This is a genomic window from Sphingobium baderi, assembly GCF_001456115.1.
GTDB classification, from domain to species: domain Bacteria; phylum Pseudomonadota; class Alphaproteobacteria; order Sphingomonadales; family Sphingomonadaceae; genus Sphingobium; species Sphingobium baderi_A.
The window spans coordinates 3417588-3441487 of the sequence record NZ_CP013264.1; the positions used below are offsets into that span (position 1 = coordinate 3417588).

General features: G+C 61.4%; 23 protein-coding genes. 12 read left to right on the plus strand and 11 right to left on the minus strand.

The window, feature by feature from the left end; all coding sequences use genetic code 11:
* From ATN00_RS16675 to ATN00_RS16700, 6 genes are all read left to right on the plus strand, one after another.
* On the plus strand, positions 1 to 771 hold the full coding sequence (locus tag ATN00_RS16675) for an NRDE family protein (protein WP_062066599.1): 771 nt from the start codon (positions 1 to 3) through the stop codon (positions 769 to 771).
* An 85-nt stretch (positions 772 to 856) separates the two neighbouring features.
* A complete protein-coding gene (locus ATN00_RS16680) occupies positions 857 to 1447 on the plus strand; it encodes an anthranilate synthase component II (protein ID WP_062066602.1) in 591 nt (196 codons plus the stop codon).
* A 128-nt stretch (positions 1448 to 1575) separates the two neighbouring features.
* Entirely contained in the window at positions 1576 to 2568 is a 993-nt protein-coding gene (trpD, locus tag ATN00_RS16685; protein WP_062066605.1) for an anthranilate phosphoribosyltransferase, read from the plus strand.
* Positions 2565 to 3356 (plus strand): indole-3-glycerol phosphate synthase TrpC, encoded by a 792-nt coding sequence (trpC, locus tag ATN00_RS16690; protein WP_062066608.1) that lies wholly within the window; start codon positions 2565 to 2567, stop codon positions 3354 to 3356. The genes trpD and trpC overlap by 4 nt, the downstream gene beginning before the upstream one ends.
* Complete coding sequence (moaC, locus tag ATN00_RS16695) at positions 3353 to 3832, plus strand: cyclic pyranopterin monophosphate synthase MoaC (protein WP_062066611.1); 480 nt, start codon at positions 3353 to 3355, stop codon at positions 3830 to 3832. Before trpC ends, moaC begins: the two co-directional genes overlap by 4 nt.
* Entirely contained in the window at positions 3829 to 5013 is a 1185-nt protein-coding gene (locus ATN00_RS16700; protein WP_062066614.1) for a molybdopterin molybdotransferase MoeA, read from the plus strand. The genes moaC and ATN00_RS16700 overlap by 4 nt, the downstream gene beginning before the upstream one ends.
* A gap of 52 nt (positions 5014 to 5065) precedes the next feature.
* Here ATN00_RS16700 and ATN00_RS23745 read toward each other — a convergent pair whose 3' ends face one another.
* A complete protein-coding gene (locus ATN00_RS23745) occupies positions 5066 to 5206 on the minus strand; it encodes a hypothetical protein (protein ID WP_197413613.1) in 141 nt (46 codons plus the stop codon).
* Positions 5207 to 5373: 167 nt separating this feature from the next.
* Between ATN00_RS23745 and ATN00_RS16705 the strand changes: the two genes are divergently transcribed.
* Together ATN00_RS16705 and ATN00_RS16710 are read left to right on the plus strand one after the other, a co-directional pair.
* A complete protein-coding gene (locus tag ATN00_RS16705) occupies positions 5374 to 6249 on the plus strand; it encodes a hypothetical protein (protein ID WP_062066616.1) in 876 nt (291 codons plus the stop codon).
* On the plus strand, positions 6215 to 6640 hold the full coding sequence (locus ATN00_RS16710; RefSeq protein WP_062066619.1) for a hypothetical protein: 426 nt from the start codon (positions 6215 to 6217) through the stop codon (positions 6638 to 6640). Before ATN00_RS16705 ends, ATN00_RS16710 begins: the two co-directional genes overlap by 35 nt.
* 87 nt (positions 6641 to 6727) lie before the next feature.
* Here ATN00_RS16710 and ATN00_RS16715 read toward each other — a convergent pair whose 3' ends face one another.
* Complete coding sequence (locus ATN00_RS16715) at positions 6728 to 7627, minus strand: IS1595 family transposase (protein WP_062066622.1); 900 nt, start codon at positions 7625 to 7627, stop codon at positions 6728 to 6730.
* A 114-nt stretch (positions 7628 to 7741) separates the two neighbouring features.
* Here ATN00_RS16715 and lexA point away from each other — a divergent pair, with 114 nt between their 5' ends.
* Entirely contained in the window at positions 7742 to 8413 is a 672-nt protein-coding gene (gene lexA, locus ATN00_RS16720) for a transcriptional repressor LexA (RefSeq protein WP_062066625.1), read from the plus strand.
* A gap of 80 nt (positions 8414 to 8493) precedes the next feature.
* On the opposite strand, the gene ATN00_RS16725 is transcribed toward lexA, so the two are convergent.
* Positions 8494 to 10629, minus strand: a complete 2136-nt coding sequence (locus ATN00_RS16725) for a ComEC/Rec2 family competence protein (RefSeq protein ID WP_082635234.1) — start codon at positions 10627 to 10629, stop codon at positions 8494 to 8496.
* 69 nt (positions 10630 to 10698) lie between these two features.
* Here ATN00_RS16725 and gltX point away from each other — a divergent pair, with 69 nt between their 5' ends.
* Both gltX and ATN00_RS16735 read left to right on the plus strand, forming a co-directional pair.
* On the plus strand, positions 10699 to 12120 hold the full coding sequence (gltX, locus tag ATN00_RS16730; protein ID WP_062066631.1) for a glutamate--tRNA ligase: 1422 nt from the start codon (positions 10699 to 10701) through the stop codon (positions 12118 to 12120).
* 18 nt (positions 12121 to 12138) lie between these two features.
* Positions 12139 to 13425 carry a citrate synthase gene (locus tag ATN00_RS16735; protein WP_062066634.1) on the plus strand — a complete coding sequence of 429 codons (1287 nt, stop codon included), beginning with the start codon at positions 12139 to 12141 and terminating at the stop codon, positions 13423 to 13425.
* Between the two features lie 164 nt (positions 13426 to 13589).
* On the opposite strand, the gene ATN00_RS16740 is transcribed toward ATN00_RS16735, so the two are convergent.
* The 4 genes from ATN00_RS16740 to ATN00_RS16755 form a co-directional block, all read right to left on the minus strand.
* Positions 13590 to 14990, minus strand: coding sequence for a sensor histidine kinase (locus ATN00_RS16740; RefSeq protein ID WP_062066637.1), 1401 nt, complete (start codon positions 14988 to 14990; stop codon positions 13590 to 13592).
* Positions 14987 to 16069, minus strand: coding sequence for a hypothetical protein (locus ATN00_RS16745; protein WP_062066640.1), 1083 nt, complete (start codon positions 16067 to 16069; stop codon positions 14987 to 14989). The genes ATN00_RS16740 and ATN00_RS16745 overlap by 4 nt, the downstream gene beginning before the upstream one ends.
* Before the next feature lie 58 nt (positions 16070 to 16127).
* Positions 16128 to 17294, minus strand: coding sequence for a hypothetical protein (locus tag ATN00_RS16750; protein ID WP_062066643.1), 1167 nt, complete (start codon positions 17292 to 17294; stop codon positions 16128 to 16130).
* 85 nt (positions 17295 to 17379) lie between these two features.
* The gene (locus ATN00_RS16755; protein WP_062066646.1) at positions 17380 to 17682 is read right to left on the minus strand and encodes a hypothetical protein; all 303 of its coding nucleotides are present in this window, start codon (positions 17680 to 17682) and stop codon (positions 17380 to 17382) included.
* Between the two features lie 80 nt (positions 17683 to 17762).
* Between ATN00_RS16755 and ATN00_RS16760 the strand changes: the two genes are divergently transcribed.
* On the plus strand, positions 17763 to 20435 hold the full coding sequence (locus ATN00_RS16760) for a coiled-coil domain-containing protein (RefSeq protein WP_062066649.1): 2673 nt from the start codon (positions 17763 to 17765) through the stop codon (positions 20433 to 20435).
* 51 nt (positions 20436 to 20486) lie between these two features.
* On the opposite strand, the gene ATN00_RS16765 is transcribed toward ATN00_RS16760, so the two are convergent.
* Genes ATN00_RS16765 through ATN00_RS16780 form a run of 4 tightly spaced genes read right to left on the minus strand, consistent with a single transcriptional unit; the run spans position 20487 to position 23899 of the window.
* Entirely contained in the window at positions 20487 to 20756 is a 270-nt protein-coding gene (locus ATN00_RS16765) for a DUF1467 family protein (RefSeq protein ID WP_062066652.1), read from the minus strand.
* A gap of 11 nt (positions 20757 to 20767) precedes the next feature.
* Positions 20768 to 22405 (minus strand): ribonuclease J, encoded by a 1638-nt coding sequence (locus ATN00_RS16770; protein ID WP_062066655.1) that lies wholly within the window; start codon positions 22403 to 22405, stop codon positions 20768 to 20770.
* Positions 22405 to 23184, minus strand: a complete 780-nt coding sequence (locus ATN00_RS16775) for a type III pantothenate kinase (RefSeq protein ID WP_062066658.1) — start codon at positions 23182 to 23184, stop codon at positions 22405 to 22407. The genes ATN00_RS16770 and ATN00_RS16775 overlap by 1 nt, the downstream gene beginning before the upstream one ends.
* Before the next feature lie 16 nt (positions 23185 to 23200).
* On the minus strand, positions 23201 to 23899 hold the full coding sequence (locus tag ATN00_RS16780; protein WP_257542096.1) for a biotin--[acetyl-CoA-carboxylase] ligase: 699 nt from the start codon (positions 23897 to 23899) through the stop codon (positions 23201 to 23203).
* Position 23900: the final 1 nt, after the last annotated feature.

Genomic DNA, 23900 nt, shown 5'->3' on the forward strand with positions numbered 1-23900 from the left:
ATGTGTATCATGGCGATGGCTTGGCACGCGCATCCGCGTTGGCGATTGCTGCTGGTCGGCAATCGCGACGAACTGCACGCCCGTCCCGCCGCGCCACTTGCCCGCTGGGACGAGCCGGACCATCTGATTGCAGGACGCGACCTGCAATCGGGCGGCACATGGCTGGGCGTGTCGGAACAGGGGCGCTGCGCCATCGTCACCAACCGCCGGGGCTATGGCCTGCCCGATCCCGCCAAAGCCTCTCGCGGCGCGCTGGTGACGGATCTGCTTCGTGGCGAGGGCGCCTATGCCGCCCCGGATCGCGCTCCGATGGATGATTTCAACCCCTTCAACCTGATCCTGATCGACCGCGAACAGGCTCATTTCCTCACCAACCGCCCGCATCCGCTGTGCACAACGCTGACACACGGCCTTTACGGCCTGTCCAACGGCGCGCTGGACGACCCATGGCCCAAGACGCTGGCGCTCAAGGCCGCGCTGCTGGACTGGCTGATGACGGAGGCCGACGATCCTGCCGTCCTGATGGATGCCCTTCGTTCCGAAACCCTGCTTGATGCCGGCATCGCGCCGGAAATTCCATCCGATGCGCCGGACGAAGCCGCCGTCTCGCCCATTTTCATCCGCAACCCCGTCTATGGCACGCGATGCAGCAGCCTGATCGCAATCGACGGGGAAGGCCGGGGAACCATCATGGAGCGCCGCTTCGACGCCGCCGGCGGGGTGACGGGCGAAAGCAGCTTCGCCTTTTCTTGGCCTCAACCCATGGCATGAACGAATCAAGGATCGCGGCATTTCCGCCCCTTGCCGGAACAGCCCGCTTCCCCCCGCGCCCGTCCCGCGCTAAAGCCCTTGTCCCATGATCCTCGTCATCGACAATTACGACAGCTTCACCTGGAACCTTGTCCATTATCTGATGGAACTGGGCGCGGAGGTGGAGGTCGTCCGCAACGACGCCATGTCCGCCGGGCAAGCGCTGTCCACCGGCGCGCGCGCCTTTCTGCTCTCGCCCGGCCCCTGCACGCCCAATGAGGCGGGCGTCAGCCTCGACCTCGTCGCCGCCTGCGCCGATGCGGGCGCGCCGCTGTTGGGCGTGTGCCTGGGCCATCAGGCGATCGGCCAGCATTTCGGCGGCAAGGTGGTGCGCGGCGGCCTGATGCACGGCAAGACATCGCCCGTCCGCCACGATGGCACCGGCTTGTTCCAGGGGCTGCCTTCGCCTTTCACCGCGACCCGCTATCATTCGCTGATCGTGGAGGACATTCCCGACAGCCTCATCGTAAACGCGACCAGTGAGGACGGCTCGGTCATGGGCTTCCGCCACCGGACGCTCCCCATCCATTCGGTGCAGTTCCACCCGGAAAGCATCGCCACGGAATATGGGCATGATATGCTGGCGAACTTCCTCCGCATCGCGGGCCTCCCGGTCAAGGAACGCGAAGCGGCCTGACGCTGTTTTGCGGGCTATCGCAACGTTTGTGCAGGATCGCTGAATGGCGAGCCTTACACGACATATGTGACCTTAAGTGTTAGTCATACTCGACTCACAGGGCATCGGGCGATTAAGGCGGCAGGGTCATGACCAACCTGCCCGATCCCGCCGCCCCCCTGAACGCAGAAGAGGCCGCCCGCGCCTTCGCCATGCTGTTCGATGCCGATTTGCCCGAAGCGGAGATCGCCGCCTTCCTGATCGTCATGGCCGAACGCGGCGAAACCGCCATAGAGATCGCTGCCGCCGCCCGCGCCATGCGCGCGCGCATGATCCCGATCGATGCCCCCTCCGGAGCCATTGATGTTTGCGGCACGGGAGGCGACGGGCATCATACGCTCAACGTCTCGACCGCGGTCAGCCTGGTCGTCGCGGCCGCAGGCGTTCCGGTTGCCAAGCACGGCAACCGCGCCGCATCCTCCAAGGCGGGAGCCGCCGACACGCTCGAAGCACTCGGCCTCGACCTCGACCGGATCGCCGAAAGCGCGCAAGCCACCCTCGCCGACCTCGGCATCTGCTTCCTCTTCGCGCAGAAGCATCATCCGGCACTCAAGCGGCTCGGCCCCATCCGCAAGTCCATCGGCCGCCGCACCATCTTCAACCTTATGGGTCCGCTCGCCAATCCGGCCAATGTCCGCCGCCAGCTCGTCGGCATCGCGCGGCCCGCCTATGTCCCCATCTATGCCCAGGCGCTGGCCCAGATCGGCGTCGACCGCGCCATGATCGTCTCGGGCGACGAAGGGCTGGACGAACTCTCGCTCGCCGGGGGCAACGATGTGGCAGAAGTCACCGGCAACGGCATCGTCGCCATGCGCCGCCTCTCCGCCGCCGACGTCGGCTTGCCCACCCATCCGGTCGACGCCATTCGCGGCGGATCGCCGCAGCACAACGCCGCCGCCCTGCGCGCCTTGCTACAGGGCGAGCCGGGGCCTTATCGCGATGCGGTGCTCCTGAACGCCGCCGCCGCCCTTGTCGTCGCGGAAGCCGTCCCCGATGTGAGGGAAGGGGTCGAGGAAGCCGCCGAAACCATCGACCGGGGCCTTGCCAACGCGCTCCTCAATTGCTGGATAGCCTATAAATGACCAACAAGCTGATCGAGATCTGCGAAACGAAGCGCCATGAAGTCGCCGCCCGCAAGGCCGCGATGACCGTCTCCACGCTCCATGCCCGCGCCGCCGAGCAGACACCGCCGCGTGGCTTCCGCAAGGCATTGGACGATGCCGCCCGCTCCGGCTTCGGCCTGATCGCGGAAATCAAGAAGGCCAGTCCTTCCAAGGGCCTGATCCGCACCGACTTCGATCCCCCCGCCCATGCCCAGGCTTATGCGGCAGGCGGTGCGGCCTGTCTGTCGGTCCTGACCGACCATTCCTATTTTCAAGGGCATGAAGATTTTTTGATGGCCGCTCGTTCGGCCTGTGCCCTGCCCGTCATCCGCAAGGACTTCCTCGTCGATCCGTGGCAGGTTCTGGAAAGCCGCTCCATCGGCGCAGACGCTATCCTCATCATCGTCGCCGCGCTCGAGGACAGTCAGATGGCGGAAATAGAGGATGCCGCCATCGGCCTTGGCATGGACGCTCTGATCGAAGTGCATGACGCGCATGAACTGGAGCGCGCCTTGAAGCTGCAATCCCGCCTGATCGGCGTCAACAACCGCGACCTGCGCGATTTTACCGTCGATTTCGCCCGCACCTATGAACTGGTGGACAAGGCGCCCAAAGGCTGCACCTTCGTCGCTGAAAGCGGCCTTGGTAGTCACGCCGACCTGCTAACGATGGCCGACCATGGGGTGCGCTGTTTCCTCGTCGGGGAATCGCTCATGCGACAGGCCGATCTGGAAGCGGCCACCCACAATCTGCTGACCGGCGAATGACCGGCGGCCTCACCCATCTGGATGAGGACGGGTCGGCGCGCATGGTCGACGTGTCGAACAAGGTCGTCACCGCTCGCCAGGCCGTCGCCACCGGGCGCATTACGATGAATCGGGACGCCGCCGCCGCCATCGCCGCCGGTCAGGTAAAGAAGGGCGACGTGCTCGCCGTCGCGCGCATCGCTGGGATCATGGCGGCAAAGCGGACGTCCGATCTCATCCCGCTCTGCCACCCCCTGCCGCTCAGTTCCGTGACGGTCGATCTCAACCTCGACGAAGAGGGTGTAACCGTGACGGTCGCCGCCCGGACGGCTGGCCAGACCGGCGTGGAGATGGAAGCCCTGACCGGGGCTTCTGTCGCCTTGCTCACCATTTACGACATGGCGAAGGCGCTGGACAAGGCCATGATCATTGATGGCGTGCGCCTGCTTTCCAAGACGGGCGGCAAGTCAGGCGACTGGCACGCGCCGGCGTCATGAGCCTCCTCCCCGTATCGGAAGCGCAGGCGCGACTGTTCGCGCTGACCCCGCCCCTTCCGGTGGAAGAGGTTCCAGTCACATCCTGCGTGGGCCGCTGGCTGGCGCAGGACATCGCGGCCCATCGCGATCAACCTTGGGCCGATCTTTCCGCGATGGACGGCTATGCTGTGCGCGCGGCAGAATGGCCCGGACCATGGCGCGTGACCGGCGCCAGCACCGCGGGTGGCTATCTGCCTACTGCGTTGGCACAAGGCGAGGCCTACCGCATCTTCACCGGTGCGCCGCTCCCTCCGGGAGCTGACGCCATTCTCATTCAGGAGAATGCGGAACTGACCGGCGATGTGCTGCGCGGCGTGGACAAACCATTGACGCCAGGTCTGCATGTCCGCGCGACTGCGTCGGATTTTCACATCCATCAAACATTGCTTGCGGGCGGGGCGCAATTGAACGCTGCGAAGATCGCCCTAGCCGTCCTTGCAGGGCACGGAACCCTTCCGGTTCGCAAGCGCCCTACCATAGCCATATTATCGACGGGCAATGAACTCGTGGCGCCCGGCCAGCCTGCGCCTCCCGGCAAGCTTCCTTCATCCAATGCCCCGATGCTGATGGCAATGCTCGGCACCGTGCCTTGCGGCATCCTCGATCTGGGAATAGTTCCAGATGATCTCGAAACCATGATACAAGCCTTTGAAAAGGCTAAAATGGCTGACATAATTTTATCGACGGGGGGCGCATCTGTCGGTGATCATGATCTGGTTCGTCCCGCCTTTACCCAGGCGGGCGGATCGCTGGACTTCTGGAAAATCCGCATGCGTCCCGGAAAACCGCTCATGGCAGGAAAGCTGGGGCATTCTGTTTTTCTCGGTCTGCCGGGCAATCCGGTTTCCGCCTTCGTAACTGCCATGTTGTTCCTGCTGCCACTGGTCCGCCATATGGGAGGAGCCGCCTCGCCCCTCCCCGTCCTGGCCAGTGCCCGCCTTGCCGCGCCCCTGCCGGCTACCGGAGAACGGGACGACTATCTACGCGCCTTTCGGGCCGAAGGAGGAATCGTTTCCGTGACGTCGCAGGATAGCGCGGCGACGGCTGCAATGGCGCGTGCGGACTGCCTGATCCTGCGTCGCGCGCATTCCGCTCCGGCCAAGACCGGCGATATCGTCGATATTCTTCCCATCCCGGCATAGAAAGAGAAAGGGGCCGCATCGCGACCCCTTCCAAAAGACATATCAACTTCTGTCAGCGCTGCTGCTTGCCGGGATTGGAGTCCTTGCGGCGCTCATCGCCCATCTGGCCCTGCTTATTCTCCTGCTGCTGCTGACGTCCGCCTTGCTGTTCGCGGCGCTGCTGTTGTTTGTCCTGATCGTTCTGGTTGGGCATGGTCACTCTCCTAACCTCTCCACCTGAAGAGGTAGCCTGAGAACGGCCCGTCCCACTCACCGTTCCGCGCGAATGCGACCAACGGTTAACCGCTTGGTGATTATCCCCTTTGCATACGTGATTGACTCGTTAATCATTGGACGCGATAGCCCCCATGAGGGGGATTTATGGCAAAAACCTTTGAACAGTTTCACTTTTCCCTGATTGAACGGGACCAGCCTGACCTACTTGAGGCGAAAATGTCTCGGGAGGATTGGCTTAGAGCGAAGTTCGGGGTCCGTTTTGATTTCCAGCATCAAGGGAAGCCGTTCTCTTGGGTGCCGCAAAACTGGGCGGGCGATTATGTGGTCGGCATTATCGAACGCCAGAAATTTCATGTGGTCCGCACTCCCCCAAATGATGGAGCGGCGGAAATTGAAGGCAGCTTCTGGACTGGTTCCATGGTCGTTATCGACCCAAGGAACATACCCGGCGGACAGGGAGTGGCTGTAGAGGCCAACTCCAATGTTGGCCAGCCTAGCGCGATATTGTCGTCCCTGGTGGGACATATGAACGCAATTCTGCCCCACCAATACGCCATACAATTCAAGGCACTCTTCGAAGGCGGCTCATTCTGGCGTTTCGCGGAGAGACACGGCGGTCAGCTGGAATATGTGAGGTTTAAGTTCACTGTTCCGAATATGATATTCGGCGCTGGAGGTGGCGTTAAGCAGGGGCTTAGAAGAATAGGCAGCGATACAAACGCTCAAGAGATCGAAGTTAAGATAGAAAGCGCAGAGGGAATAGATGCCAATAGTGAGGCCGTTAAAGAAGGCGTTGCTTATGGCGAAGAGGGAAATGCATCGGTTACTGCAAAATCACTGAATGGCGACAGATGGTCATCGACAAAGCAGAAGATGACTGCTAAAGTCCAGAGCGTTTTAGATTTGCCAAAAGCGAAGGTTGAAGAGGTTCAAGAATGGCTCAAGCAGGCTTTGAACCGTGAGCAGGATTCTAGCGATAGCGGGTTTGATAATCCTGACGATTGGCATCGGGATAACTAGCTGCATCCGTCCAGAAATATTTGGGGATTCTAATTCTTTCCTTAAGAACTTCGTAAACCATGAGCTGCTGGCGGTCTTGGGGGTTATTGTAACGATAACGCTGGCGTCGGCTGCAAGCCTCCACCTTGAGTTGAACAGGCTAGAAAATGATACGGGCGAGAAATTTTTAGAAGCGCGGTCTGCTACGAAGGCGTATGCTTATCTTCTGATTACGCTCTTTGGCGCGGCCCTCGCTCTAGTCATCGCAAAGCCAGTGGTGGCTGAAACTGAAAGCGTGAAATCGCTGTTCAACGGAGCGGCGATCTTGGTGATAGTGTTGAACATGCTCGCTTTGATTGACCTAACAAGTGCCGTGTTTGCCATCCCGCCGGATCGGAGGCTGAAAAAATGACGACGTTGAAGCAGGCCCGCGAGAGCGGGAAAATCGACCAGTTCATCAAGGAGCATGAGGCCGATCCCGAAGGGGATGCGGAAGCCTTCAATCGCGCCGTTCGGGCAATGGCCCGAAAGTCGAAAGAAGCTCCGAAAGCATCGTCTCGGGACAATCGCGACGATTGAAGCGATATTCCGCCTCCTTCGCATATTTCCACAGATGCTTGCCGCTCACATGAATGTGGGTGCCGTGGATCGACCGCTTTAGCTGCGACCAGAAACCCTCGACGCCGTTGGTTGTGACATGGCCGCGCACATATTCGCCCGACGAGTGATTGACCGTCTTGTGCCAGAAGCCATGGCCGGTCCCATCCAAGCCCGCATAGCTGACAAATTCGTCGGTGTGGATTTCGGTGTGCGGCTTCACGTTGGCTACAATCTCGCTTTGCAGAGTGCTTTTACGACGGTTCGGGATCACTTTCGTCATGACGCTGCCACCACGTTCCACCATCGCCATGATCGCGGTCTTGTTGGCTTTGTATCCAGTGCCTTTGCCGGTCGCTTCGCCGCCAATATAGGTTTCGTCCACCTCAACCGTCTTGAACACACCGCCCAGCGGTTCTTCACCGTCCACATCAGCCATATGCTCGCGGATCAGGTGCGCCATGCGCCACGCCGTCTTGTAGGTCACGCCTAGCTGGCGCTCTAGTTCCTTCGCCGCCACGCCGTTGCGCGTCGTGGTGAACAGGTAGATGGCATAGAACCAAAGCTGGAGCGGCGTCCGGGTCTGTTCGAACGGGGTGCCCACGGTAGGGTGCAGGTGGTGGCCGCACCACTGGCAGGAATAGGCGCGCTCGGCCTTGATCCGATACCAGTTGGAAGGACGTTCGCAGGAGGGGCACTCGAAGCCCTGCCCAAACCGGATTTCAAACAGATGGTTCAGGCAGCTTTCGTCATCGGGAAACTGCTTGAAGAACTGCGCGATGGTTTGGGGCTTCTTGCTCATGCCTCATGTATAGCGCAATTCCTTACGTATGCAAAGGGGATAATCACCAACCGCTTGACTTGCCCCCTTCCGTTTCCTATGCGTTCTCCATCCGTTCCATTGGAGATCGCAGGCATGTTGACGCCCAAACAGCAACAGTTGCTGAGCTTCATCCAGACCCGCCTGGAAGAGCGCGGCGTGTCCCCCTCATTTGAAGAGATGAAGGACGCGCTCGACCTGCGATCCAAATCGGGCATCCACCGCCTCATCAATGCGCTGGAGGAACGCGGCTTCATCCGGCGCCTGCCCAATCGTGCGCGGGCTTTGGAAGTGCTGAAATTGCCGGACGCCATGCATCGCCTGCCAAAGGAGATGCCTGCCGCCACGTCGCAAGCGCGCGTCAGCCTGCCCATCGCCGCTAATGACATCATCGAAATCCCTCTGCATGGACGGATCGCAGCGGGCGTTCCCATCGAGGCGCTGGAGGGGCAGAATATGCTCTCCGTGCCGGCAGCCCTGCTAGGCGCGGGTGACCATTATGCGCTGGAGGTAGCGGGCGATTCCATGGTCGATGCCGGTATTCTCGATGGCGATTTCGCGCTGATCCAGAAAACCGACGTAGCGCGGGAAGGCCAGATAGTGGTCGCCCTCATCGACGACAATGAAGCCACGCTCAAATATTTCCGCCGCGACGGCAAGAGGGTGAGACTTGACCCCGCCAACAGCGCTTATGAGCCTCAGCTATACGATCCCACACAGGTTCGCATTCAAGGCAAGCTGGCCGGGTTGCTGCGCCGATATAATTGAAGCATCGCGCGAAGGATCAGGGCTACTTTTCAGTAACCCGGGCGGCGAAACAGAATGAGAGCGCACGGCCTGCATCAGATCTAACGCGATCTGCTCTGATCGGTGCGTCCGCGGCGCGGCATCCAGGGATGGGCGTCATGCGGGCTATGGACAGAGCGAATCGTCCCATTCTCCAGATTGATGGCGAGACCACCTGTCGCCGCTAACATAGAGCGATCCACCTTCAGCCACCTGGGTCGGCACCATCGAGGCAAGCGACGGTCACTGACGACGATATCGGCCCATTGGCAATCGCGCATGAAGGCTTTTCTTTCGACAAACATGCGGCTGCGAGTGACAAGCAACCGCCAGGATCTGCCTCCCCTGTCCAACAGGACCGAACACAGATCCGCGGAGCAGCGTGCCTGCGGCAGACTGGCCAGGGATTCGAGAGTTCCATCATAGCCCGCACTTTCCGTCAGGGCATCGCGCACATATTCACCCGCCCTGTCCCGCAGCAAAGCCATGCCATCCCCCTCGGTTCGCAAGGCGACATGGCGGCCATCGCCGGTGATCAATATGTCGGGCGGAGGATTGAGCAAAATCGCCAGGAGCCCGATTCCAACGGGCGCCAACCCCAACCAGCGCCATGCGCTTCGCCACAGCAGGCACCACAGCCCGCCCATCACCATTACGGCAAAGACCCAGTTCGGCAGCGCCGGTCCCAGCGCCACGGCCATGGGACTTCCTCCGACGCCATGGGCAATCAACAGCAAGAAATCCAAGGCCTTGCCAGTCGCCCACCACGCCGGAGCACCCAGGCCCAGCAGATCCAGCAGAAGCGCCAAAGCCTCCAGCGGCATTACCACAAAGGTCGTAAGCGGGATCGCGATGATATTGGCGAATGCACCCAACATACCCGCCTTGTGAAAATGGAAGAAAGCGATCGGCGCCAACATCAGTTCGACCGCAAAGCCTGTCATCAACAAGACCGCGACCGAACGCCCGAACTTGCGCCAGCCATTTTCATCGCGCGCCGCAGCGAAAGCGCGAAATCGCGGGTGCTCCGACAAGGCGATAATTGCGATCACGGCGCCGAAACTCATCTGGAAACTCGGCCCGACCAGTGCTTCGGGCCACAGGCACAGCACGATCAGCGCTCCCGTCGCCACGAGCCGCAAGGTGATGGCGTCCCGCCCCAGCGCCAGACCGCCTAGCACGAGCAGCGCGGCGATGCAGGAGCGCACGGTCGGAACCTCCGCGCCCGTCAGCAAGGTATAGCCGATCCCCGCCAACGCCCCGCCCGTCGCCGCGATCAGCATCAAAGGCCAATTCAGCGCCGCCCGGCGACTGATCGCCATCGTCCGCATGAGCAGGAAGATGACCGCGCCGATCAAAGCCGTCACATGCAGTCCGCTGATGGACAACAGATGCGCGAGGCCACTGCGCCGCATCGCTTCCGCATCGTCCTCCGCAATCGCGCCCTGATCGCCGGTGGCGAGCGCGGCGGCAATGCCTTCCGCCGGCCCTTCCAGCCGATCGAGAATATGCGAGAACAGGCGATTCCTCATGTCAGGCCCACCCGTCGCGGGCGCGATGACGGCGATGGGCGGCAAGGCGCGTCCCGTTGCCCCTATCCCCTGAAAATAAGCCCGCGCGGCAAAATCATAGCCGCCCGGCAAGCTGGGTGGCGCCGGCGGCATCAACCGCACACGGAAGCGAACGGTTGCTCCTCGATCTATGGCGGGCGACATATCCGCCTCCCGCACATTCACCCGCACCAGGGATGGAAGCTCCGGCGCGCCTACCGGCCGCAGCAGCAAGCGAACCATGTCTTTCGAAGGAACGGGACTCACGGACCGGACTTCGCCCGTAAGCACCGCGAATGTGGCGCGCTGCAACGGCGGCTCTCCCACCAGCGCCGACTTGCCCCAAATGAGCAGGCAACCCAGACAGGCGAGTATCCCCGCCGAAACCGCCATCCTCCTTGCGCGACCTCCTGTCGGCAGCAAGACAGCGGCGCTGGCCAGAGCCAGGGTGACACAGCAAAAAGCGAGCCACGCCCACCGATGGGGTAAAGCAAACCAGGTCGCGATCCCGATTCCCAATCCCACCGGAACCCAGAGCGGGATTTGCTCCCTTTCCTTTTCCAGCCATTGTTCCAATGAAAAAGCCAAGGCCTGACGCCACGCCTTCCCCTTCTCCCGAACGGAAGTTTGTGGAGACTCAAAAGCCATGCTAGGGGGCGTCGCGTTCATGAATAGGCAGGGCGAATGTCAGGGAATTCTTCGGTGAGTGCAACGGGAATGAACAAGCAGGTGGTGACCCGTTTTGCCCCGTCCCCCACCGGCTTTCTACACATCGGCGGCGCCCGCACCGCGCTTTTCAACTGGCTGTTCGCGCGACACCATGGCGGCAAGTTCCTGCTCCGCATCGAAGATACGGACCGGACCCGTTCCACCGAGGAAGCAGTGGCCGCGATTTTCGATGGCCTGGAATGGCTCGGCCTTGGCGGCGACGAGCCTGCGGTCTTTCAGTTCGGGCGCTCGGCGCGCCATGCGGAAGTCGCCAATCAGATGCTGGCGAACGGCCACGCCTATCGCTGCTATGCGACGCCCGAAGAACTGGCGGAACTGCGCGAGCAGCAGCGCGCCGCGAAGCAACCGATGCGCTATGACGGCCGCTGGCGGGACCGTGCCTCGTCCGAGGCGCCCGCAGACGCGCCCTTCGTCATCCGGCTGAAGGCGCCGCGCGAAGGCGAAACGGTGATCGAGGATGCGGTGCAAGGCCGTGTCGTGGTCCAGAATGCGGAACTGGACGACATGATCCTGCTCCGCTCCGATGGCACGCCCACCTATATGCTGGCTGTTGTCGTGGATGACAACGACATGGGCGTCACCCATGTCATTCGCGGTGACGACCATCTGAACAATGCCTTCCGCCAACTAGGCATTATGAAAGCGATGGGCTGGGAAGAGCCGGTCTATGCCCACATCCCCCTGATCCACGGGTCGGACGGGGCGAAGCTTTCCAAGCGCCATGGGGCGCTGGGGGTCGATGCCTATCGCGACGAAATGGGAATGCTGCCCGAAGCGGTGCTCAACTATCTGCTCCGGCTGGGTTGGGGCCATGGGGACGAGGAAATCATCTCCATCGCACGCGCCATCGAACTGTTCGATATTTCGGGCGTGGGCCGCTCGCCTTCACGCTTCGACATTAAGAAGCTGGAGAATCTCAATGGCCACTATCTGCGGGAGGCCGACGATGCGCGGTTGGCGGCGCTGGTCGCCCCGCGCGTGGCAGCGGGGCTGGGCCAGCCCCTCCCCGCCGACGCGGGCGCGCTGTTGACGCAGGCGATGCCTTCGCTAAAGCCACGCGCGAAAACGCTTAATGAAATTGCGGAGGGGGCGGAATTCCTGTTCAAAAATTGCCCGCTGGATTTTGACGAAAAGGCCCTCGCTCTGCTAGACGACTCGGCGCGCGCGTTGCTGGCAAGCACAGCTGACGCTCTTTCTGCCGTTCAGCCCTGGACGGTCGAAGCGATCGAAGACGTCATACGCCGCGTGGCAGAGGATGCGGGCCTGGGCCTCGGCAAGGTAGCGCAGCCCTTGAGGGCGGCGTTGACCGGCCGGACGGTTTCGCCCGGAATTTTCGATGTCCTTTTCCTTCTGGGAAAAGAAGAAAGCTTGGGTCGGTTGATGGATGTGGGGCACGCATCGGTCGGCTGACAGTTAAGGAGAACATGAATGTCCGATAAAAATGCCACTTTGACCATCGGGGAAGAGACAAAGGACTACGCCGTTCTGGATGGCACGGTCGGCCCGCAGGTCATCGACGTGCGTAAGCTCTACGCCAACACCGGCATGTTCACCTACGATCCTGGCTTCACCTCCACCGCGAGTTGCGAATCGGGCCTGACCTATATCGATGGCGACGAAGGCGTGCTGCTGCACCGCGGCTACCCCATCGGCCAGTTGGCCGAACAGTCCAGCTTCATGGAAGTCAGCTATCTGCTGCTGAACGGCGAACTGCCCTCGAAACAGCAACTGGACGACTTCACCCGCACCATTACCCGCCACACGATGGTGAATGAACAACTCACCGCTTTCTATCGCGGTTTCCGTCGCGACGCTCACCCCATGGCCATCATGTGCGGCGTTGTCGGCGCGCTGTCGGCCTTCTACCATGACTCGACCGATATCAACGATCCTGAACAGCGCAAGATCGCCAGCCACCGCCTGATTGCCAAGATGCCGACCATCGCGGCCATGGCCTATAAATATTCGGTGGGTCAGCCCTTCGTCTATCCGCGCAACGATCTCAGCTATACCGCCAATTTCCTACGTATGACCTTCTCCGTTCCGGCCGAGGAATATGAGCCGGACCCGGTGGTCGTTGACGCGATGGACAAGATCTTCATTCTTCACGCCGACCATGAACAGAACGCATCGACCTCAACCGTGCGTCTGGCGGGTTCTTCGGGCGCCAATCCTTTCGCCTGTATCGCGGCAGGCATCGCCTGCCTGTGGGGTCCGGCGCATGGGGGCGCCAACGAAGCCGCGCTCAACATGTTGCGGGAAATCGGCACGGTCGATCGCATTCCGGAATATATCGCTCGCGCCAAGAACAAAGACGATCCGTTCCGCCTGATGGGCTTTGGTCATCGCGTCTACAAGAATTACGACCCGCGCGCGACCGTGATGCAGAAGACCGCGAAGGACGTTCTTGAAAAGCTGGGCGTCGACGATCCGGTCTTCGACGTTGCGAAGGAACTGGAGCATATCGCGCTCAACGATCCCTATTTCATCGAAAAGAAGCTCTATCCCAATGTGGACTTCTATTCGGGCGTGATCCTGTCCGCCATCGGCTTCCCGACCGAAATGTTCACCGTTCTGTTCGCTCTTGCCCGCACCGTCGGCTGGGTCGCGCAGTGGAACGAAATGATCTCCGACCCCGCGCAGAAGATTGGCCGCCCACGTCAGCTCTACACTGGCCCGACGCAGCGCGATTACGTCCCGGTCGGCAAACGCTGATCCGCGTCAGGAATGAAGAAAGGCGGCGCCGGTTCAGGCGCCGTTTTTTTTTCTTCATGCAGGAATTATGGTCTGCAAAGCCCCTTGCCTTTTCCACGATCGGATTTCGCTTTTGTTAATCATCAACCGAATGGGGCCTTCGCATCGGTGGGATCATCGCTATCCTAGACGGATATGTCTGCTTCCACGGCCTGATCGAGCGGCAACCTCAAGATAAAGCACGCCCCCTGCCCCGCTTCCCCTTCGATGCGAATGTCGCCGCCCATCGCCCGGGCCAGCCTGCGCGAGATATAGAGGCCTAGACCGCTGCCGCCCTGATCGTCGCGGCCCAGACGTTCGAACTTCTCGAATATCCGCTCGCGATCCTCCGTCGCGATGCCGGGGCCCTGATCCGTCACGAAAATGCGTGACTGGCCATCTTCCTGCTCCGTTTCGACCCGCACGACCGAGCCTTCCGGGCCATAGCGAATTGCGTTACCGATCAGGTTGACAAGAATCTGCAACACCCGGCGAAACTCGCCATTGGCGGGCACATGCTGCTCTGTCGCGGGAGCCATGATGCTGATCTGCCGGTCGAGCGCCTTCACGCTCAACAGTCCCGCCGCGCGCCGGCCCACATCTGCCAGATCAATCGCTTCCGAAACAACGGTGAAATCGGGACGGTCTATCGCCTGCAGATCGGCAAGATCGTCTACCAGAGCCATCAAATGCCGTCCTGCCGATGCGATGTCCTGTGCATAGCCCGCATAATCGGGACGCAATGGCCCTTCCAACTGGGCGCTGATCGTATCTGCATTGGCGATGATCCGCCCCAGCGGCTGGCGAAGCGAGCGATCCAGCCTCTTGCCAAAAGCAAGGGGGTCGAGAACGGCAGGCGCTGCGATCTCCGGCACCGGCACCGCCAGATCGAGTGCAAAGGCCTTCCCTCGATATCCCAATAATTGCCCGGTCAGGTCGAAAAGCGGGAAGCCGGAAAGATGAAAACGCTTGGCCGGATCGGCGGTCAGGCAGGCAAGCTGGTTACGAAACGCCCGGCGTTGCGTGAAACCGCGCAGGATGGCCATGTCGCCGTCCTCGTCCGGCTGTAGCTGGAAATAGCTGGAAAAGGGGTTGCCTGGCACAGGCGGCTGCAACGGCAAGACCCCGTCAGGATCGCCACCCTCCAGAACCATCTGGAACCGCAATTGCGTATCCACCTGCCAGCTCCAGCCGTCCGATACGGCGGCAAGGTCGGCTTCCAGCAGGCTGCTGTTGTTCCGCAAAAGCGGAATGGGACGTTCCTGCCAGTCGATCACGGACAGATGAACGGCTTTCCCATCCGGCCGCGCCCGCACCCACATATCGATATCGCACTGGTCGGATGCGGCTACCACCGGGCGGGACACGATGATGCCCAGCCGAATCGCCAATCGCGCGACCGCGGCCAGTTGAGGGATGGCCAGACGCTCCCCCAAATCCCCGCCCGTTTCGCGCTGGAGCGCCAATAAGGGTTCGTCGGCACTAAGCAAAAGGCCCTCAGCCGATACCGATGCCTGAATGATGGCGGAGTGCACCGGCATGTTCATCCCGCCGTCACCCGGCGCAGATGATCGAGCTTGGCGCGAAAAGCCGCTGGCGTGCGTAGCGCGCTGACGGTCGCGTCGGCCTGCACGGCATGGAGCGATTGGTAACGCTCCGCCTGCACGACGATTGCCGCGTCGGTAAGGGACGGCCGGACGGGGCGCAGTGCTAGAAGAAGGTGAACATAATCCGAATCCGATCCGCCCAGCGTCCGATTCAGGGCCGCGACCTGATCCATGGGGCCGAACAGCAGGACATCCGCGAGTTGTGCACTCTCCATCCGTAATCGGCGTGCTGCCAGCGCAATGAAGATCAGGAATTGGCGTTGCGACAGCGCCAACGCCAGCAGTTCTGGTGCATCGGCCCGATCGCCGAGTTGCCGGACGACCACGTCGGCGATGGGAATGGGACCGGCCGCCTCCTCATGCCGGCGCAGCAGGACTTCGCCGGCCCGTTCAAAGGCGGCAATGATGGCATCGTCCGATCCCGACACGCGCTGCACGATCGCTGCAAGACAGGCCGCCGCTGTCCAGACTAGCTCGGCAAAATATTCCGCCGGGACGTCCGGACGCAAAGGCTCGTCCTCTCCACCGGTCGTGAGCCATCGCCCTTCCGCCAGCGCCAGGGCGGAAAGGGCGTTTCCAATCGTCGGGTCATCCGCCGACAGGACAGATTCGGCCTCTCCATCCGCGCTTTCCCCTTCGGGACGACCGGACTGGCGCAGCAGCAGGCTAATCCCGGCCCGCATTTGCATATGCGCCAGCAGGGACGGCCCCAACATTGTGGGCTGCGCGCAAACGGTGGGCCAGCAAAGCGGATCGGGCCATTCGTCCAGCGCGGCGGCAATGGGCGCTTCATCCTGCAAGGCAGTGCGGAAGGCGATCTCTATAGCACGCAGGCAGCCCCCCAGATGACGCCGCGTCTCCGCGATCAGCGCATCATTGCGTTCCCTCCCGTCCAGAGGAAAGAGAAACGCCAGATCGATGGCATGACCGACGGGCACAGCGGACAGACCGGCCATAACCCTTGTCATCGGCCAGCAGTCCGCCAGGGTCGATCCAGCAAGGGTCGGATAGGCGCTCATGCGGGCACCATAATCACACGTCGTTAAAATGCACTAAACCGTCCCAGAGAAATATTTGTCAGCCACGTCGCGTCAAAATGATGGCGCCGGCCGAACCGATCGCACAGATCATCGCCAGATCGAGCATCCAGGAAACGCCCCCAGCCAGTTGCGCGGCGAACAGGAGCAGCAGGGCGCTTCCCGGCGTGAAAATCATCCATGCACGCGCGCCGCCCGTTCGCTGCCATCTGTCGGCAACCAGTAGAATCGCGAGCATCAATGCCAGATAGGAAGCCGTTATTGAGCCACTTGCCATGACCAACCCGAGCAGTGCGAAAAACGGCGTGATGAAAGCGATCCAGCCCAAAGGCGGCGAACGCAAGGCCAGCTCATCCAGCCGGTCGCTGACCTCCGAAAGCAGGAGAGCGAACAGCAGAAGGCAAAAGCCGATGACCGGCCAGTCGAGTTCAATCGGAACCAGCGCGATTGCGCCGATCATCATGGACGCGATTCGCACCTGTAACGCGGGCACCTGACTCCGCATCAACACGGGACCCAGGAAACGCGCAACCGGACCGAAAAGATAATGCTCGATTCCGCCGCGCATCCGGCCGGAGCGCGATGCCATGGACAGGACGGATTGCGCCACCAGATCGGCCTGCTGCTGCCCTTCAATCAGCGTGACGCGCCCTTCCAGCAGGTCATCCTGCGGAACGGTGATCCGACGCGCGCCTTTTTGAACCGCACCACGCACAAGGGTAAGCGCCAGATCCCAGTCGCCGATCATGTCCAGCGTGCCAAACAACAGGTCGGGGCTGATGCGAACCAGTCCGGCCCAACGCTGCCCGGCATCGATTCGTTCGAAGGGCGCGCTCGCGCGGCTGTCATCAGTGACCAGCAGCGCATCGCCTTCTGTCCCGGCGATGGCATCGAAATGCGATTGAGAAATAATGGCCCCATCGGCGACCAGCAGGCTGTCCGCATCGCGCGGCATATCGCGCACCATCGCTATCATATCGCGCACCAGAACGACGGCTATCCCATCCGCGCTCAACCGGTCCACAGCCTGGGAAATCGCCGGCGTGATGACGTTGACGAGGATGAAGATGTGATCTGCGCCTGCACGCGCCGCCTGACGCGCCTGATATTCCACCAGCGTCTGCCCGGCAAAGTGCAAGGTCGCGCGTAACCCGGCGGGCGAATCGCCCGATGTCCGGCTGGCGCTCAAAATGGCCACGAAAGTCATATTGCGAAAGGCCGACCCGTTCTTGTGTAGCCGCCTTTTCGCAAGGCCGGAGCAATCGCGCAAGCGACGCCTTGGCACAAAAGGATCAACCCTGTTCGAGAGCCGCGAGCGCTGTCCGCAATTGCTTGAGAATTCGGGGGTCGCCTGGCGCCGCTTGCACGGCTTCCTCCGCCAGCGCCATCAGGCCCGTCAGGCCGAAACTGGCCGCCAGCCCCTTCAGCCGCCACGCAGCCAATTCCCAATTGGCGTCGCAACGCGCCCGGGCGAGCAAATCGACCTGACGGAGCGCGCTTTCCATGAACGCAACGTGCAGGTCGGCGATCAACGCCGAATCTTCACCAACAGCCGCCGCCAGAGCTGCATTCAAGGCGCCAGGATCATAAGACATGGGCCAGATGCTATCTGGCTTGCGTTAAGTTTTGGTAACAGGGCATTTTCGTTGCAGGAAAAGATGCTACTATAGCCGCCATGACCGGGGGCAGCACAATCGTCGAGTTTTGGCGCGACAACGAAAAATCGGCGATCGACGCATCGCGCGTGGACGATGTATCGCCTTTGGAACAAAGCCTTTTCGACATGGAGGAGGATGAAGCCCCGCCGGCGCAGGCCGATCGCGCGCTCAAACGAACGCAGATCGCCCTTTTCCTTTTTGCGGCGGCATGGCTGACCTTCGCGATCTGGGCCAATATGTCGTCGGGCCAGTGGCGGGCGGGTCCGGCGGTCTGGCCCGGCATGGTCGCCACCCTGCTCATCCCCATCATCCTGCTGGGCGTTTGCTATATCTTGCTCATCCGCAACAGCCGGACGGAAAGCAGGCGCTATCTCAATACGGCTCAGGCATTGCGCGCCGAGGCGGACCTGCTGGAACTGCGGCTGGGCCGGATTGCCAGCCAGCTTGAAGCGGCGCGCCAGACCATGCAGGACCAAGCCGAACTGCTGGATAGCTATGGCGCGGCGGCGAGCAGCAATATGGAGGCTTCCGCCGAATTGATCGCCAGCCGCGCGCAAAGCACGGTGCGCGATGCCGAGTCCGCCGAAAAGGCAGGCCAGGCACTCGTCACCCAATTGAATACCCTGATCGAGGCCATGCCGGACCTGGAAGATCGGGCCGCGCGCATGGCCGCCCGGATCGTGGATGACGGCCATGCCCTGTCGGAGCGGATCGATGCGCTGGAAGCGCGGCTCCACGCGTTGGGCGAACTGTCCGACGACACCCGCACGCGAACATTGTCCGCGACCAAGAGCCTGTCGAGCCAGCTTGTGCAGGTGCAGGAGGCCACCCGGTCGGCCAGTGAGGAGATGACCGGCATCGCCGACATCGCCTCCGCTCGGCTGGAAGCGACCATGCAAGGCGCCCGTTCTGCCACGGACGAAAACCGGCAGGCCATCGAACAACAGGCTTCCGATCTGGAGGCGCTCATGCAGAGCGTCCGCCAAAGCATAGCAGCGGTCACGCAAGCCAGCCGGTCCTCTTTCGCGGCGGAAATGGAAACTACCACGGCCCATTTGCAACAGGCGATCGACCAGACGCTGAGCCAACTCCAGCACGTTATGTCATCGACAGGCGATGAACTGGGCAATCAGAAATCGGCTCTGGAAGATCTGCTCAACCGATCCCAGACCGGAATCGCAGCGACAGGTCAGGCGGCGCTTGTCACCATGGGCAACAGCATAAACGTCATTGAAGCCGATTTGCGGCAACGGATGGAAGCCACGCAGGCTCAGGTCCAGGCCGTGCTGGCGGAGTGCGATACGCGACTGTCCGATCAGGCGAAGGCGCTGGATTCACTCGTCACGAGGTCGCGCACCAGCATCGATGCCATTGGTGACGAAACGGTCGCCACGCTTGCCGACAATATGGGTGAAGTCGAAAATCGCCTGCATCAGATAAACGATCTGGTCGAAGGTCAGCGGACCTTGATGGCAAGCCTGCATGGGCAACTGGGCGACACGCTGGCAGCGGCGGAAGAGCGCTTCGGGGCGATGGAGCAATCCTCCATTGCGCGCACCGAAAGATTGACCGACGCCCTGTCCAGCCTGACCGCCGAAACGCAACGGATAGACAATGCGCTGGCTGGCGGCGGCATAACGGCGGAAAAGCTGATCGCCTGCGCGGAAACGCTGCTGGTCGCGCTGGATTCAAGTGTCAGGGAACTGGACGAAACCTATCCGGCGGCGCTGGAACGGTTCGACGCGCGGATGGAACGCAGCCGCACCCTTATGACAAGCGCGACGCCCGAACTGGAACGGCTGGAGGCCATTTCGGAAGCCCTCCTCGGTCGGACGCAGGAAGCGGAAGAGCTGTTGCGGGGTCAAGGCAGCCGCCTGACGGAATGGCTGGAAAGCACGCAGGGCGGACTGAAATCCAATCGCGAATTGGTGGACCGCCTGCGGCTGGCGCTCGACGGCGCGCATCAGGATGCCACGCGCATCACGGAAGGCGCCGGTCCCTTGCTGGTCACGGCTCTGTTGCGGGTCAAGGATACCGCCGATCAGGCCGCCGAACGGGCGCGTCAGGCATTAGGCAGGACCATTCCCGAAGCGGCGCAGGCCCTGGCCGATGCCAGCGAGGAAGCAATGGAACGCGCCATCGGCGATCGCGTCGCTGCCCAGATCGAACAATTGTCCAGAGTTGCCGAGGAAGCGGTCAAGGCTGCACATCAAGCATCCGAAAGGCTGATGCGCCAGTTGCTGACGATTGCCGACACCAGCAGCAATGTGGAGCAGCGGATCGAGCAGGCGGAACGTGCCGCCGAGGAACGCGATCGGGATCATTTCGCCCGCCGATCCGCCCTTTTGATCGAATCGTTGAACAGCACGGCAATCGACGTTGCGAAGATATTGTCGAACGACGTAACTGATTCGGCCTGGTCATCCTATCTGAAGGGCGATCGCGGCGTTTTCACACGACGCGCGGTGAAGCTGCTGGATGCCGGAGAGTCGCGCGAAATCGCCCTTCATTATGATGAGGATTCAGAGTTTCGCGATCATGTGAACCGCTACATTCATGATTTCGAATCGATGTTGCGGATCATCCTATCGGCAAGGGATGGCAATGCGCTGGGTGTCGCCATCCTGTCGTCCGACATGGGCAAGCTCTATGTGGCGCTCGCGCAGGCGATCGAGCGGCTGCGGCAATAGGCGGACCGGCTGCGGCCGGACTTGGACCCGACCGGCTGCATTCCATAGCGATCAGTTTGAGCGGCTATAGCCCGGCAGCTTGTCGAGCGTGACCCAGCCTTCGACATAATTGGCGTAGTAGAGGCCAAACAGCACCGCCGAAAGGATGGTCGCCCGCAAGACGACCACGCCAGGCCTGAAGTTGCTTGGGGCGCTGTCCGCCTGCCCTTCCCGCAAAATCTCCCCGGTTTCATCGGGCGTGCGAATGCCGAAGGGCAAGACGATGAACGCGCTGATCACCCAGAACAGCACGTAAATGGCGAAGATGGCATACCAGTTCATGGGAAACTCGATTAGGCGCGAATGAGGAGGACGTCCACCACCGGCTTCTTACCGGTCCAGCGCGTCGCTGTCCGGCGGACGGCAAGGCGAATGCGTTCCCGCAATGCTTCCTCTTCCCGCGCACCCTTGGCAACCGCCTGGGCTGCCTCGGCAGCGGCTTCTTCCAGAAATGCAGCCTTATCCTCTTCGACCGGGACACCCTGCGTGCGAAGCGCCGGTTGCCCGACCACGCGTCCCTTCGAATCCACAGCCACCGCAACGCTGATCTGGCCATGCAAGGCTATCTTGCGCCGTTCATTCATGGTCGTGCCGTCAGCGGGCAGGATGACGTCGCCATCCAGCACAAGCCTGCCGCTCGCTTCATGACCGATGATTTCCGGGCCTCCGGGCGCCAACCGCAACAGATCGCCATTGGATTGCACCACGGCATTGCGGATGCCCAACGTCAGGCCCAGCCGGGCCTGCTCGGCCATGTGCCGACGCTCGCCATGGACAGGCAATAATATTTCCGGGCGAATCCAGCGATACATGGCTTCCAGTTCCGGCCGACCGGGATGGCCCGATACATGGACCTCGGCCTGTCTGTCCGTCACCATCAGCACGCCGCTGGTCGCCAGGGCGTTCTGGATACGACCGATTGCGATTTCATTGCCGGGAATCTGCTTGGAGGAAAAGACGACCAGATCGCCTTCAGCCAGCTTGATAGGATGGGAATCGAAGGCAATGCGGGACAGGGCGGCACGCGCTTCTCCCTGCCCGCCAGTCGCCACGATCATCACTTCATTGCGTGGCAATGCCATCGCAGCGTCCCAATCGATCGTCGGCGGAAAATCCTTGAGATAGCCAGCGTTGCGCGCATTGGAAATGATCCGGTCGAGCGAACGCCCGGCGACGCAAAGGCGACGGCCCGTCGCCACCGCGACCTCGCCAAGGGTCTGGAGGCGGGCGGCATTGGACGCAAAGGTCGTGACCAGCACGCGTCCCTTAGCCCCGGATATGGTCGCCATCAGACCTTCGCGCACATCGCCTTCCGACCCGCTGGCTTCGGAATTGAACACGTTGGTGCTGTCGCACACAAGGGCCAGCACGCCTTCGTCGCCGATCGCGGTCAACTCCTCCGGCGTCGATGGCGCGCCAAGCAGGGGCCGCTCATCCAGCTTCCAGTCGCCGGTGTGAAAGATGCGGCCGTAACGCGTGTCGATCAGCACCGCATTGCCTTCGGGGATCGAATGCGCCAGCGGCACATAACGGAAACCGAAGGGACCAAGCGCAAAGCTGCCCTCATTTTCGATGACGTTGAGTTCGACCTCCTGAACCAACCCTTCCTCTTCCAGCTTCAACCGGATAAGGCCCGCCGTGAACGGCGTGGCATAAAGCGGCACCCCGAGATCGGCGGCCAGATAGGGGATGGCTCCGATATGGTCTTCATGACCATGCGTCAGGACAATGCCCAACAGGTCATCCCGCCGCTCCTCGATAAAGGAGAGGTCTGGCAATATCAGTTCCACGCCGGGATAGGCAGGATCGGCGAAGGTCAGACCCAGGTCCACCATCACCCATTTTCCCTGGCAACCGTAAAGATTGACGTTCATGCCGATCTCTCCCGACCCGCCAAGGGCCAGGAAGAGCAGCTCGTCTCCGGGTGTCATTATGCTTGTTTACTCCGTTCGTGCAGCAGCGCCAGTCCCTGAATGGTCAGGTCGGGCGCGATGGCATCGAAAATATCGCTATTCTCATCAAAGAGGACCGCAAGGCCCCCCGTCGAAATCACTTTGGTCGGACGGCCGATTTCCGCACGCAAGCGGGCGACCAGTCCTTCCATCATCGCCACATAACCCCAGAATACGCCGATATGCATCTGCGCTTCGGTAGTGCGACCAATAACTGATCGGTTCTCCGGCGGCGCGATCGCTATCTTGGGCAACTTCGCTGCCGCCGCGACCAGTGCGTCGAGAGACAGGTTGATGCCTGCTGCGATGATGCCGCCCTTGTAAGCGCCCTTGTAATCCACCACGTCAAATGTCGTCGCGGTGCCGAAATCAATGACGATCAGATCGCCTTCGTAAAGATGGTGCGCCGCAATGGCATTTACAACCCGATCGGCGCCCACCGAAGAAGGTTGCTCGACATCCAGTTCCACGCCCCACTCCACTGGAGCATGGCCGGCGATCAGCGGTTCAACCTTGAAATATTTCTCAGCCAGCACCTGAAGATTATGGAGCGCACGCGGCACGACCGTTGCGATGATGACGGCGTCGACATCCCCGATCGCATAGCCTTCCAGCATCAGCAACTGGTTCAGCCACACGGCATATTCGTCCGCAGTCCGTCTGGGATCGGTCGCAATGCGCCAGCGCGCACGGATTTCCCCTTCACTCAGAAGCGCGAAAACGACGTTGGTATTGCCCGCGTCAATCGCGAGAAGCATGGCTGTTCCCCGAATATCAGATGAGAAGGATGTCGCCTGCATGAATGGCACGGGGATCGCCATTCGCCAAGCGCAGGATCAGCATGCCATCGCGATCCAATGTTTCGAAGCGCCCTTCCAATATGCTTCCATCAGGTTGGTTGACGCGCATGGCCGTGCCCGTAGCATGGGCATTGAGAAGCCAATGCGTTCGCACCGGATCAAGTCCTTGCGCGCGCCAGATGGCTAGCCAATGGGCGAACAACGCCGCCAACCTTTCAAGCAGGCCTTCCGCCTCAGCCTCTCCTGCGCCTTGTGCGGCCAGGGAGGTCACTGGCCTATCCAGATCCTTTGGATGCCCCTTCACATTGATCCCTATGCCCACAATAACTGCCTCTCCTGCCCTTTCCAGCAGGATACCGGCAATCTTCGCGCCATCGACCAATATGTCATTGGGCCATTTGATGCGCGCCTGCCCATCAGCCAAGGGCGCGATCAGCGCATGAACAGCATTGGCAGCCACCAACGCCAATGTGTGAGGCGCCGGGTCAAGCGCACGAAGGCGCACCAGCGTCGAGCAATAGAGATTGCCTTCCGGGCTTTCCCAAGACCGGCCCATGCGGCCACGCCCGCCGGTCTGCCGCCCCGCGCGGAGCCATGCTCCTTCGGATACGCCCTGCTCCACCCATGCCATCATATCGGCATTGGTGGAGCCGGTTTCCTCGACGAAGCGGATT